The following is a 12,248-nucleotide window of genomic DNA, read 5'->3' on the forward strand; positions in this document are numbered from 1 at the left end:
CCTTGCCCAGCCGGACCTCTACGGGCGCTTCTCTACGGGCACAGCGTGTCGAGATTGTCGACGAGCTCCGCCCGGATCCTGGGGTCGGAGATGATGACCTGCGGCATGTCATTTCCGGGAACGGCGGCCTCGGTGTCTGCCAAGAAGGTCACTAAGCGGTCTCGGTCCCACACCCCGCTGGTCCGGCGGAGCGCGTCGGATGCGCCGGGCGTCTGCCCTACCCGCCGACCCACGACGCTGCACAGGGAGGGGGCGGACCCATGAGAGCCGGGGCCGTGGCATGTCTGACAGCGGACGAGCTCGGCGGCCGCGCGCGTGCTCATCCCCACGGTGAGTGCCGCCCGGACCGCTCGCGGGCGGGGGGTGAGCCGGATGACCTCTGCGTTGTCGGTGTAGAGGTAGATCCGCCCCTCGTGCATGATCATGTCTCGGACGCGGTCCCCGAGCGGGATCGTTTCCATGGTCACCACGCGCTGGCCCTCCAGGCGGACACGGATCAAGGACCGGGCTTTTAGGCTTCCGATCAACAGGTCACCGTTCCACAGCGGGTCGACGCCTTCGATTTGGTCGAGTTCGGATGGCGCGATCGACGGCGTCCACGACCACGCCGGCTTGGCAAACATGTCGTGCCGCCCCACCGCGATCGCGCCGGGCCACGTGTCCGCGCCGTAGTCGGTGCCGAAGGTGGCGCGGGGCCACCCGTAGTCCTGGCCCGCCTCGGCGTGGTTTAGCTCGTCACCGCCCTGGGGCCCGTGCTCGGTCGACCACAAGGCGCCGTCGGCGGTCCGGGTGAGTCCTTGGGGGTTCCGATGGCCGCTGGAGTGGACCGTCGCCGCGCCCGTCGCGAGATCGAGCCGCCAGATCTTTCCATAGTCGGAGGTGGGGTCCTGCGAGACCGGCGGGGCATCCAGCCCGTCGAATCCGTAGTCGCCTACCGTCCAGTACAGCGCGTCGTCGCCGGCCGGCTCGAGCCGACCGCCGGCCTGGTGCCCCTTGTAGGGCTCGTGGCCAGTCCGGAAGGGTAGGCAGGGGGCCGTCTCGCGAACCGTCTCCCAATCGTCGGCGGCAGCCCGCAATTTCTCGACGGCCCCTACGAGCGGAAGCCGGGCTACAACCGACGTGAAGCACCGGTCGCCCGGATGGTAGCGGGAGAATGTGAGGTAGAGGTCGGGGGCCTGGTATTCGAGATCGTGGTACCGATGCCACGCGTTCCGGACGTGCGCGGGGGGGCCGTCTGGCGACGGCAGGGCAAAAAGCGCGTCATGCCCGTTGTCGGGGAACGCCACGGGGAGACGCCGTTTTTCGAGCGTCTCGGGGTCGAGGACCGACAGTGTTCCGTTGACCATCAGGAGGACGGCCCCGGGCGTCTGTGCGAACGCCCCCGCCTGGCGGCTCGTGTGGGGGAACCCGTAGCCGGCCTGAACGAGGTCGAAGTCGAGGAGCTGGGTCCGTAGGACCCGTTGGGGCGGGCGCGTGCGCCGGGCGGCGGCGTCGACCGCTTGGTGCAGGATGGGGTACGGCCACAGCTCGAGCTCGTACACGACCGCGCCCGAGCCGAAGCCGGCGGTCGCCAGCAGAACGGCCGCGGCGGCCAAGCCGGACGAGCGGGGGAACCGAAAGCGAGCCGTTTTCCAAGTAGGCATGGGGCCTCGGCCGAGCGAAAGGGAACCGCTCCGACCCAGGTGCCCTCCAGTCTGCACAGACTATGCCAACCCCTCAAGACACGGTTTCATGGGGTGAGCTTGAAACCGTCACTACGTCGATCTCGCCCTCCAGCGTCCGGTGGACCGGGCACCGGTCGGCGATCTCCAGCAGCCGCTGGCGCTGCTCGTCCGTGAGGTCGCCGTCCAAGCGGATGGTCCGCGTGAGTCGGTCGAGGTGGCCAGTCGACGTCGCGCAGTGTGCGCAGTCGTCGGCGTGGACCTTGGCGTGCGAAACCTCGGTGACGACGCCTTTGAGCGCGAGCCCCTTGCGGTCGGCGTACATCCGCAGCGTCATCGAGGTGCAGGCGCCGAGCGCCATGCCGAGCAAGTCATACGGTGTCGGGCCCGTCTCCGTCCCGCCGACGCGAGCGGGCTCGTCGGCAACAATCGTGAAGCCTCGGGCCGCCAACACCGTCCGGAAGCCTGAGGCGCCGATCGTGGCCGTGACCGTCGGGTCGTCGTCGTAGTTGGCGGCGGGCTCGGGCTCCGAGGGGCACAGGTAGCGGCCGGCCCACGCCGCCAGCACGTCGGCGACGTAGCGGGCGTCGGCGGGGTCGCTCAACAAGTGGTCGGCGCCGTCGAGCGAGACGAAGCTCTTGGGGTGCCGGGCGGCCTCGAAGATGTGGCGCGCCTGGTCGATGCCGACCGTCCGGTCCTGCGGCGAATGGAAGACGAGCAAGGCGCGGCCGAGCGCGCCGATCCGCTCGCGCATCATCGCGTGCGAGTCGAGGTCGTCGAGGAACTGCTGGCGGATGGTGAACGGCCGCCCACCGATGTCGACACGCGCGGAGCCCGCCTCTTCGATAGCGGCCTCGGAGTCCGAAAGCAGGTTCCGAACGTGGCCGGGGTCACACGGCGCGCCGATTGTGGCGATCGCACGCACGGACGGCAGGTGCGCTGCCGCGGCCAGCACGGCCGCGCCCCCGAGCGAGTGGCCAACCAGCATCTGGGGCGCCGCGTGCGTCTCGCCCAGGTGCGCCGCTGCCGCCAGCAAGTCGCCGACGGTCGACGAGAACGACGTGTCCTCGAAGGCTCCCTCGGACTGGCCCAAGCCGGTAAAGTCGACCGACAGCACGCCCACCCCCTGCGCCGCGAGCGCCGACGAAATCTGGCGCACGGCGCGGAGGTCCTTCGAGCACGTGAAGCAGTGAGCGAAGAGGGCGTAGGCGACCGGTGCCCCGGCATCGGGCGTTTCGAGCCGCGCCGCTAGCAGGTGGCCGTCGGCATTGGGAATGGACAGGCGCTGAGAGATGGGCATGGCGCGTAGGCGCGGCGGAGGCGCGAGGCCTTACGCCGGGAGGTCGGTGTCGCCGTCGTCGTCGCGCACGTCGGAGTCGTCGTCGGCGCGGCCGTGCTCGGTCGGCGCGGTCTCCTCCTCAACGTCCGTCGTGGGCTTGTCGGCGGAGACGTCCTGGGGGCGGGTCGGGTCGGGCATGGGACTCGGGAGAGGTGTCCGGCGTTGACCCGGGAGTCCGCCCTCCCGTTCCGCCGTGCCCGGCCGCGTCGTTCAGATCTTCCTCGCCCCGGCCGCCGGGGCGCCCGTCGTGGCGGTCCCGTCCGCTCATGCCATGGAGGGGCGTGGGCTGGAGGGCGACCGCTACGCGGCCGGCGAGGGCTCCTTCAGCCGCTGGCCCGGGCCGGCTCGCGACCTGACGCTAATTGCCGCCGAGTCGCTGGCGAGTGCCGCGAGCGAGTTCGGGGTCGAGATGAGGGCTGGCGAGCACCGCCGCAACGTCGTCGTCGAAGGCATCGACCTGCTCGCGGTCCAGGGGGGCGAACTCACGGTTGGCGAGGTCCGTCTGGCGGTTGTGCGCCCGTGTGCGCCGTGCAAATACCTCGTCCGCGTCACCGGGCAGGAGCGGGCCTTCGACGCGCTCGTCGGGCGTGGCGGCGTCCGCTGCGCCATCCTCGTCGGTGGCCGGTTCGCCGTCGGCGACGAGATCTCTGTGGACGCCGCGAGCCTGACGCGACGCCGTCACCTCCCGGGGTAAACTCTCCGGTCCCCCCCGCGCCCATGGCCAGCATCCCCGACTCCGTCATCGAAGAGGTCCGCACCGCGTCCGACCTCGTGGACGTGATCAGCGACCGCGTGCGGCTCAAGAAGCAGGGGAGCAGCTACATCGGGCTCTGCCCCTTCCACAACGAGAAGACGCCGTCGTTCAACGTCGTGCCGGACAAGGGCTTCTTCCACTGCTTTGGCTGCCGGGAGTCCGGAGACGTGTTCTCGTTCGTGCAGAAAATCGAGGGGGCGGGCTTCCTCGACGCCGTGCGCCTGCTGGCGGACCGGGCGGGCATCGAGATCCGCGAGGAGGGCGCGAACACAGAGGGCGACCGTAAGGCGTCGCTGCACGCGGCGCTCCGGTTCGCGGCCGGCTACTATTACAAGACGCTCGGAACGCCCGAGGGGGAGCGCGCCGTCGAGTACCTCAAGGGGCGCGGGTTTTCGAAGGAGGCCGTCCGCGAGTTCGGGATCGGCGTGTCGACGCCAGCCTGGGACGGGCTGGTGACCGCCGCGACCGAAGCGGGCTACAAGCCCGACGTGCTGGAGGCCGTCGGGCTGGCGAAGGAGCGCAACGGGGGCGGCCACTACGACGTGTTTCGGGATCGGCTGATGTTTCCCATCCTGTCGCCGATTGGCAAGGTGCTGGGCTTCGGCGGCCGCATCCTTCCCGATACCCAGACCGGCAGCGACGACTACACGCCCGCCAAGTACGTGAACTCGCCCGAGACGGAGGTGTACCGCAAGAGCACCGTGCTCTACGGGATGAAGCAGGCCAAGCGGGCGATCCGGACCGAGCGTGAGGCCATCGTGGTCGAGGGCTACGCGGACGTGGTGTCGCTCTGGGACGCGGGCGTCCGCAACGTGGTCGCCGCCAGCGGGACGGCGCTGACGCCGCAGCAACTCGACGCCCTCAAACGGCTCGACGTGCAGCGACTGGTCCTGCTCTTCGACGCCGACGAGGCCGGGCAGAGCGCCGCTCAGAAGGGCATCGACCGGGCGCTCGACGCCGAGCTGGCGCCGTACGCGGTCGCCCTCCCCGACGGCGCCGACCCCGACTCGTTCGTCCGCCAATTCGGGACCGAGGCGTTCCGCACGGTCTTGCGCGAAGAGCGTCAGGACTTCGTGTCCTTCCTGGCCCAGCGCGCCCGCGACGCCGGCCGGCTGGCGACGCCTGAGGGGAAGGCCGAGGTCGTCCGCGACGTGCTGGCGACCATCCGGCGGATGAAGGACCCGATCTTGGTCGAGGGCTACCTCCGCCGCGCCTCGTCCGAGCTCGACGTGGCCGACACCGACCTGCGGCGCCTGTTCGGCGGACAGAAGCCTAAGGCTCCGCCGCGCCGGTTCGAGTCGGAGCCCGAGGCGCCCGCCCCGATGGAGGTCCCCGATGTCCGACCTGAAGAGGCGATGCTGATCCGGCTGATGGTGGAGCACGGGAGCGCCATGGTCGAGCACGTGCTGACCCGGATGGGCGTCGACGAGTTTTCCCCGGGCCCGTCGCGCGAGGTCGTCCAGGCGTTGATCGCGCAGTTTCAGGCGGGCGCCGTCGACGCGGCGCCGTTTGTCCGGGGCGACCACGGGGAGGCCGCGCGCATCTTGGTGACCGACTCGATGGCCGAGCGCCACGGCGGGCTGTCCGAAAACTGGACGTCGAAGGTGGGCATCACGAACCTCGACCGCGACCGCGAGCCGTTCTCGGCCGCCGCCAGCGCCATGCGCCTGCTCAAGCTCGACCGCGTCGACGAGGCCATCGACGTGCTCAAGCACGAGGTGCGAACCGCCGAGCGGGATGGGGAGGAGATCGAGGGGCTGCAGACTCAGGTGGGCAAGTTGCTCGCCCTGCGCCGCCAGATCGACAGCGGCGCGTTCATGGAATGGGGCGAGGGCGGGGCCGACCCGGTGGCGTAAAGCACTCGGAGGGTTGCTCGGGCGAGGGGCAGGGGAAGGTCGATGGGGCCGGTTGCCCGGCCTCTTGCCACGTCCCCACCGCCCCGGCGAGTCCCGAACACCCCATCGCGTTCCTCGACCGCTGGCTCGCGGGTCGTCCAGCGCCGGTCTTCTCGCGCGTTCGTCACGTCGGCGGGAGCGCCACGCAGGTTCGGACGTAGCATGGCCCCGCCCTCCCCCTGACCCCTGACATGGCCGAGACGACCGACCCCGCTGAGATCGACGCCCAGGGCGACGGGCAGCAAGACGTGCCGCACCACGACGTGGGCCCCGCGCCCGCGCCGGCCATGATGGACCAGGACCTCGCCGTCGCCGTGGTGCCCTCGGAGGTGCCGGACGGCGTCGAACTCGACCACCCGTCGCTGTACTTCAACCGCGAGCTGAGCTGGATCGACTTCAACTGGCGCGTCTTCTTCCAGGCCCTCGACGAGCGGACGCCGCTGATCGAGCGGGTCCGGTTCGTGGCCATCACGGCCAACAACCTCGACGAGTTCTACCGCAAGCGCATCGGCGGGCTCAAGCGCCAGCTCGGCGCCGGCGTGCGTGCGCTCTCGCCCGATGGCCGGACCCCGCGCGAGCAACTCGAGCTTTCGACGGGCGCTGCGCTCGACATGCAGCGCGAGCTGTCGCGCGTCTGGGAGGACGAACTCCGCCCCGAGCTCGCCGACGCGGGCGTGGTCGTCCGCGAGTACGACAGCCTGGAGGACGAGGAGCAGGCCGCGCTCGACACGGTCTTCCGCGAGACCATCTTCCCGATCCTGACGCCGCTGGCGGTCGACTCGGGCCACCCGTTCCCGTTCATCTCGAACCTGTCGCTCTCGCTGGCGATCACCTTGCGCCACCCGACGCGGGGGACCGAGCACTTTGCGCGCCTCAAGGTCCCGGCCGGCCGGGCCCGCTTCATGCCCGTGCTCGGGACGCCGAACCACGTGGTGGCGGTCGAGGACGTGATCGCCAACAACGCCGAGGACCTGTTCCGAGGCATGGACGTGCTGGGCGTCTACGCCTTCCGCGTGACCCGCAACGCCAGCCTCGACCGGAGTGAGGAGGAGGCCGACGACCTGCTCTCGATGATCTCCGAGGAGCTGCGCGAGCGAAAGTTCTCGGAGGTGGTCCGTCTCGAAGTCGAGGCCGACATGCCGGAGCGCGTTCGCGAGCTGCTGGCGCGCGAGCTGGACCTCGACGGGCCCGAGGACATCGTCCCCGTCGACGGTTTGCTCGACCTGCAGGGCCTGTTCAGCCTGGCGGAGGCGGACCGTCCGGACCTCAAGGATCTGCCCTGGGAGCCCGTCGTGCCCATCCGCCTGCGGCACATGGCGATGGAGGACGACGAGGACATCTTCGCCGTCATCCGCAAAGGCGATCTGCTGGTCCACCACCCGTATGAGAGCTTCGCTGCCTCCACGCAGCGCTTTATCGAGGCTGCGGCCGACGACCCCAAGGTGCTCGCGATCAAGCTCACGCTCTACCGGACGAGCCAGGACAGCCCGATCGTCCGCGCGCTCATCAAAGCGGCCGAGGCGGGAAAGCAGGTCGCTGCGCTCGTGGAGCTGAAGGCGCGCTTCGACGAGGAGAACAACATCGAGTGGGCGCAGAAGCTGGAGCAGACGGGCGCGCACGTGGCCTACGGTCTCGTCGGGCTCAAGACGCACGCGAAGACGACGCTGATCGTCCGCGAGGAGGCCGACGGCTTGCGCACGTACTGCCACCTCGGGACGGGCAACTACAACCCGTCGACGGCGCGCTTCTACACCGACTTCGGGCTGTTCACCGCGCGTGAGGACATCGGCGAGGATCTGGTCGGCTTGTTCCACTTCCTGACCGGCTATGCCCCCGAGCAGGACTACCAGACACTGACGGTCGCCCCGCGCGATCTGCGGTCCAAGTTTGTCGAGCTGATCCGCCACGAGGCGGCGAATGCGAAGGCGGGCAAGAAGGCCCGGATCATCGCCAAGATGAACGCGCTCGACGACGTCGGCATCATCCAAGAACTCTACAAGGCCAGCCGCGCAGGCGTCCAGATCGACCTCATCGTCCGGGGCCACACGCGGATGCGCCCGGGCGTGCCGGGGGTCTCCGAGAACGTGCGCATCGTCTCGATCATCGGCCGCTTCCTGGAGCACAGCCGGATCTACTACTTCCACAACGGCGGCGACCACGCCATCTACATCGGCTCGGCCGACTGGATGCGTCGCAACCTCGACGACCGCGTGGAGGTGGTGGTGCCCGTCGTCGACGAGACGGCGCGGGCGCGGCTCCAGCGGACCCTCAAGTTCTGCCTCGACGACAACCGGCAGGCCTGGGATCTCGGGCCGGACGGCCGGTACACCCTGCGCTGGCCCGCCGAGGGCGAGAAGGTCCACGCCTTCCACGAGACGCTGATGAGGCGTGCCCGCCGGCGGACCGAGGAGGACGACGCGGCGTGGTCGCTGTAGCGAAGTGAGGCACGAGGAATCCGGAATGAACCGAGTCGACCGGGGATCACGCTTGCGTGCGGCCCTGCTTGCGCTGGCCGCCGCGCTGACGGTTGGGGCGTGCGCAGAGGCGCCCCAGCCGTCGCCCGAGCAGGAGGCCGTTTTCGCCCAGCCGGTCGACGTGGAGTTGGTGGTGCCAGCCGCGCGGAACGCGATGCGCTACGAGGTCGGCACCATCACCGCGCCCGCCGGGGCGACGGTCCGGCTGGTGATGGACAACGCGGCCACCACGAGCCCGGCGATGATCCACAACGTTGTCGTCGTCGCCAGCGAGCGCGACGTCGAGCGGGTCGGCCGCGCCGCCGCCAGCGAGCGCGACAACATCCCGGACGACCCGTCGATCCTGACGTACACGCCGCTGGCGGGGCCCGGCGAGCGGACGGCCGTCGTGTTCACGATGCCCCCGGCCGGGACGTACCCGTTCTTCTGCACCTACCCAGGCCACTTCGCATTCATGCGCGGCTCGCTGGTGTCGACATAGGGCTGGACGTTTTACCGAGCGCAGTCCACCGAGCGTTGCCATTCCTGCTCCCCCAGCGCGATGCCGAGCAGCGTGTCTACAGCAGTCGTCGTGGGGCCGGGGCCTGGGGCTGGCGATCTCCGCCTTCGCCGCACCGGCCGCCTGTCGCCGAGGTGCGCCCTCATCGCTCCCCGGAAGGGCACTTCTTGGCCCATGCTCCCGCCGCCGGTGGGGGCCGGCTCGGACGGCGGGGAATTGAGGTGGACAGAGCCAGTGGAAGCTGGGGGGTAGGAAAGTCTCCCAGGTTGTATTGTTTATGATCATCTTAGGCTGATCCTCCCGCTCTCCCGCTGTTCGACATGCTTCGGCTCGCGTCGCTCGCTGTTTTCTCCCTGGTCGTCATTGGAGGGGCCCTCGCCGCCCGTTCGGGCGAGACCCCGGTCTTGCCCGCGACGCATTACGACTACGAGGGGATTGAGCTGCCGAGCTATCTCAATGTCAGCACGACCCTGAAGTGGGACACCACGCCCGCCGACAACCCGATCAGCGACGCGGGCGCGACGCTGGGACGCGTGCTGTTCTACGACGTGCGACTGTCCCAGAACAAGACGGTGTCGTGCGCTTCCTGCCACCACCAGGATCGCGGGTTCGCGGCCCCCGAGCGCTTGAGCCCCGGGTTCCAGGGCGAGCCGACGGCACGCAACTCGATGGCGCTGGCCTTCCCACGCTACGACCGCAACCGCCAGTTCTTCTGGGACGAGCGCGCCCAGACGCTGGAGGACCTGGCCTTGGAGCCCATCCAGGACCCCGTCGAGATGGGGATGACGCTGGGCGAACTCACGGATCGGCTGGAAGCCACCGCCTTCTACCCCGACCTGTTCGCCGACGCCTTCGGCACGCCGGAGGTCACGAGCGACCGGATCGCGCGTGCGCTGGCCCAATTCCTCCGCTCCATCGTGGCGTCCAACTCCCGCTACGATGTCGCGCGCCAAGGCCAGGGCGGGCCGCACGGACAGCCGATGGCGGGGCTGACGGACCAGGAGAACCAGGGGCTCGAGTTGTTCTTTGGGCCGGGACGCTGCGTGCAGTGCCACGACGGTGACCTGTTCATGGGGAAGCAGCCCACCAGCAACGGGTTGGACACGACGGTCACCGACCGCGGCGCTGGTAACGGACGCTTCAAGATTGTGTCGCTGCGCAACGTCGCGCTCACGGCGCCCTACATGCACGACGGCCGGTTCGAAACGCTGGACGAGGTGGTCCAGCACTACAGCACCGGCATCCAGTCCAGCCCGGGCCTGGACATCCGCCTGCGCGGCCGCGACGTGCAGCCGGTCCGTCTAAACTTCAGCGCCGCCGAGCGGGCCGCGTTGGTGGCATTCCTCAACACGCTCACCGACCCCTCGCTCGCGACCGATCCGAGGTGGGCGAACCCGTTCACGGCCCAGGCCACCAAGGACTGACCCGAGTCGGCTCCGTGCTGAGGATGTGGGCCGCCGCCAGCTGTGGAGGGACCCATTGCCGGAATCACTTCACCGGCGAGACGCGGCGCGGCATTGGAACGAGGCGAGATCAGCAACGGCGACCGGACGAGGCAACGCGGTCAAGCGTTACGTCGGCGTAAAGCGGCGGGTCAGAACGCTCATTCGGGCAGACCACCCAGAAGATCACCGTATGCGATGATGATCGTTCCGCAGAGCACCATCCCGAATCCTGCCCGCCTGGCAAATTCGTTGCGACGTTGCTCCGCAACCCGCTCTAGCTCCTCTGGCGTTGGGGGGATAGTCCCACCGTCAATGACGGTCTGAACACTCAGGTCACTCGTCAGGCCGCGGAGTAGAACCTCGCGCGCACTGAGTATGGCACCAGCAAGAGTGAGCAGTGCTCCAGAACGGCGGAACCAACGCCAATCGCCCGTGACCGCACTGGCAATGATCGAGACAGCGACCGGGACAAGTCCGAGCGTAATAACCAGCCACGGTCTAGTGAGCATGAGGCCAAGGGAGCGTGCTAATAGTGGACCGATCAGCGACCGAGGGCAGGCGGCACGAAGGTAGGCCGGAGCACCGGAAGTGACGACGTTCGGACAGCGCGAGGACACTGACGCCCTCGGTCCGCCTGCAGCGGCGGGTTGCAGGCACTTAGCGAAGACTTTCGAGGTATGCCTCTACCTCGCCTAGGCTCACAGTCCTGTGCCCGTTCGTCGGGTGGACAAGTAGGTCCCCCTCCGGGCTGACCAAGAACTTCGCAGGGTAGCCCCCCACCCCAAACCGAACGGCGAGCGAGCGGTCCGGGTCGTCGTAAAGGACGGGGTAGTCCACGCCGTGTTCGCCCATGAACGCGCGGACCCCATCCGGTCCCTCAGCCTCCGTCACGGCGTCGGCGTTGACGGAGACGAACGTGACGCGGTCGCCGTGCTCGGCCACGAGCGCTTGCAGCTCTGGAATCTCGGCGATGCAGGGGCCGCACCACGTGGCCCAGAAGTCGAAGAGGACGAGCCGTCCGGCGAGGACCGCTAGTTCCACCGGCTCGCCCGTGAGGAGGTCGATGTACGTGCCTGTGAGGTCGGCTTGCTCGCCCGACCCGACGAGTTCTAAGGGGGCCGAGGCCGTCATGAGCCCGAACCGTTGTGGCCCCCGTTCAGGATCCGCTTCCTCGTACCACGCGCGGAGCGTGTCGCGGGGAAGGTCCGCCGCCGTGAGCGTGCGAGCGAGGAGGTCGAGCGTGGCGAGGGCGTAGTCGATCTGGCCCTTGTCCGCGTAGGCCCGCCACAGCGCCTCCCCGAGCGGGCGGAGGTCGTAAGCGGCGAAGCCCTGCGTCGCGGCCGCCGCCAGACCGGCGAACGCTGTGTCTAAGTTGCCCCGGTAGATGCCCCCGCGGATTCCGTAGAGGCGCGCGCGCCCCTCATAAAACAGACGCGCCCGCCGGACTTTGTCTGCTACGTCCTCGTCCGGGAAGGCACCGGCGTCGGCATACTCCCGGTAGAGCGATGGGGCTCGTTCGAACGCCGCCTGCAACGCCCCCCACCGCTCCGTTCCGACGTCGCACCGGAAGGCGAGCGAGCCGCCGGCCCAGTCGTGACCCCAGAAAATGAGGGGGGCGTGTGCCGGGTCCACCTCGCGGTACTGCTCGAAGTCGGCGAGGAACGCGGGCACGACGTGCTCAGTGTAGTTGTGACACTCCAGCTCATCGGGCACGTCGCCCGCCGAGTATGCCGCATTGAGGAGCCACACGGCGACGTACGGGTTCAAGCGCTGGACGTGCGGGTCTTCCCCCTCGGCCTCTGCCGCCCAGGCTTCGGCTGCACCGGAGATGTACGCGTCGACCTCCGCCTCCGTCGCTGGCGGAGCCCCCGACTTACGATCTTGGATGTACGGGACGAGGAACATCTGCTGTCGGATGTTCCGGTTGAGGAACGTCGTGTCAGCCGCCTGTGCCTGCGCGACGGCCGGGACAATTCCGGTGGCGAGCACCGCTGCAAGGCCGATGCGCATCGTAAGTGGGCGATGGTCTGGCATTGCGGTCGGGGGTGCGTGCAACAGGGATTATCAGGATCGAGATCGTGATAACGCGCAGGCCGGATCCGGATAACACTCCAACCTACCCTGCATCTCCTTGCGCCACAACCGCGCCTCGCATGAGATCACGCCTCCGTCCTGATAACG

Annotated in this window: 9 protein-coding genes; 5 read left to right on the forward strand and 4 right to left on the reverse strand. The window is 69.1% G+C overall.

The annotated features are described in order from the left end of the window. Nucleotides 1–32 precede the first annotated feature (32 nt). The 3 genes from ACLII4_RS11725 to ACLII4_RS11735 all read right to left on the reverse strand — a co-directional run bounded on the left by ACLII4_RS11725 (nt 33) and on the right by ACLII4_RS11735 (nt 3,138). Nucleotides 33–1,643 (reverse strand): PQQ-dependent sugar dehydrogenase, encoded by a 1,611-nt coding sequence (locus ACLII4_RS11725; RefSeq protein ID WP_412067585.1) that lies wholly within the window; start codon nt 1,641–1,643, stop codon nt 33–35. A 73-nt stretch (nt 1,644–1,716) separates the two neighbouring features. Beyond that, nucleotides 1,717–2,961 (reverse strand): alpha/beta fold hydrolase, encoded by a 1,245-nt coding sequence (locus ACLII4_RS11730; RefSeq protein ID WP_412067586.1) that lies wholly within the window; start codon nt 2,959–2,961, stop codon nt 1,717–1,719. A 30-nt stretch (nt 2,962–2,991) separates the two neighbouring features. Beyond that, nucleotides 2,992–3,138: a hypothetical protein gene (locus ACLII4_RS11735; RefSeq protein ID WP_412067587.1), complete on the reverse strand. Its 147-nt coding sequence runs from the start codon at nt 3,136–3,138 to the stop codon at nt 2,992–2,994. Between the two features lie 55 nt (nt 3,139–3,193). On the opposite strand from ACLII4_RS11735, the gene ACLII4_RS11740 reads away from it, so the two are divergent. The 5 genes from ACLII4_RS11740 (at nt 3,194) to ACLII4_RS11760 (ending at nt 10,046) form a co-directional block, all read left to right on the forward strand. Then, entirely contained in the window at nt 3,194–3,694 is a 501-nt protein-coding gene (locus ACLII4_RS11740; protein ID WP_412067588.1) for an MOSC domain-containing protein, read from the forward strand. Between the two features lie 23 nt (nt 3,695–3,717). After that, complete coding sequence (gene dnaG, locus ACLII4_RS11745) at nt 3,718–5,610, forward strand: DNA primase (RefSeq protein WP_412067589.1); 1,893 nt, start codon at nt 3,718–3,720, stop codon at nt 5,608–5,610. Nucleotides 5,611–5,840: 230 nt separating this feature from the next. Continuing rightward, nucleotides 5,841–8,084 (forward strand): polyphosphate kinase 1, encoded by a 2,244-nt coding sequence (ppk1, locus tag ACLII4_RS11750; protein WP_412067590.1) that lies wholly within the window; start codon nt 5,841–5,843, stop codon nt 8,082–8,084. Nucleotides 8,085–8,136: 52 nt separating this feature from the next. Further along, entirely contained in the window at nt 8,137–8,604 is a 468-nt protein-coding gene (locus ACLII4_RS11755) for a plastocyanin/azurin family copper-binding protein (RefSeq protein ID WP_412067591.1), read from the forward strand. A gap of 338 nt (nt 8,605–8,942) precedes the next feature. Next, nucleotides 8,943–10,046: a cytochrome-c peroxidase gene (locus tag ACLII4_RS11760; RefSeq protein ID WP_412067592.1), complete on the forward strand. Its 1,104-nt coding sequence runs from the start codon at nt 8,943–8,945 to the stop codon at nt 10,044–10,046. Between the two features lie 678 nt (nt 10,047–10,724). Here the strand turns inward: ACLII4_RS11760 and ACLII4_RS11765 are convergent. Beyond that, nucleotides 10,725–12,077 carry a TlpA family protein disulfide reductase gene (locus tag ACLII4_RS11765; RefSeq protein ID WP_412067593.1) on the reverse strand — a complete coding sequence of 451 codons (1,353 nt, stop codon included), beginning with the start codon at nt 12,075–12,077 and terminating at the stop codon, nt 10,725–10,727. Between the last annotated feature and the right edge of the window lie 171 nt (nt 12,078–12,248).

Source organism: Rubrivirga aquatilis, assembly GCF_046845665.1.
In the GTDB taxonomy this organism is placed as follows: Bacteria; Bacteroidota; Rhodothermia; order Rhodothermales; family Rubricoccaceae; genus Rubrivirga.

What these genes read in the sequence shown, in the direction of transcription:
- dnaG (WP_412067589.1), top strand. Translation starts at nt 3,718, where the DNA reads ATGGCCAGCATCCCCGACTCCGTCATCGAAGAGGTCCGCACCGCGTCC.
- ppk1 (WP_412067590.1), top strand. Translation starts at nt 5,841, where the DNA reads ATGGCCGAGACGACCGACCCCGCTGAGATCGACGCCCAGGGCGACGGG.
- ACLII4_RS11725 (WP_412067585.1), bottom strand. Translation starts at nt 1,643, where the DNA reads ATGCCTACTTGGAAAACGGCTCGCTTTCGGTTCCCCCGCTCGTCCGGC.
- ACLII4_RS11735 (WP_412067587.1), bottom strand. Translation starts at nt 3,138, where the DNA reads ATGCCCGACCCGACCCGCCCCCAGGACGTCTCCGCCGACAAGCCCACG.
- ACLII4_RS11760 (WP_412067592.1), top strand. Translation starts at nt 8,943, where the DNA reads ATGCTTCGGCTCGCGTCGCTCGCTGTTTTCTCCCTGGTCGTCATTGGA.
- ACLII4_RS11765 (WP_412067593.1), bottom strand. Translation starts at nt 12,077, where the DNA reads ATGCGCATCGGCCTTGCAGCGGTGCTCGCCACCGGAATTGTCCCGGCC.
- ACLII4_RS11730 (WP_412067586.1), bottom strand. Translation starts at nt 2,961, where the DNA reads ATGCCCATCTCTCAGCGCCTGTCCATTCCCAATGCCGACGGCCACCTG.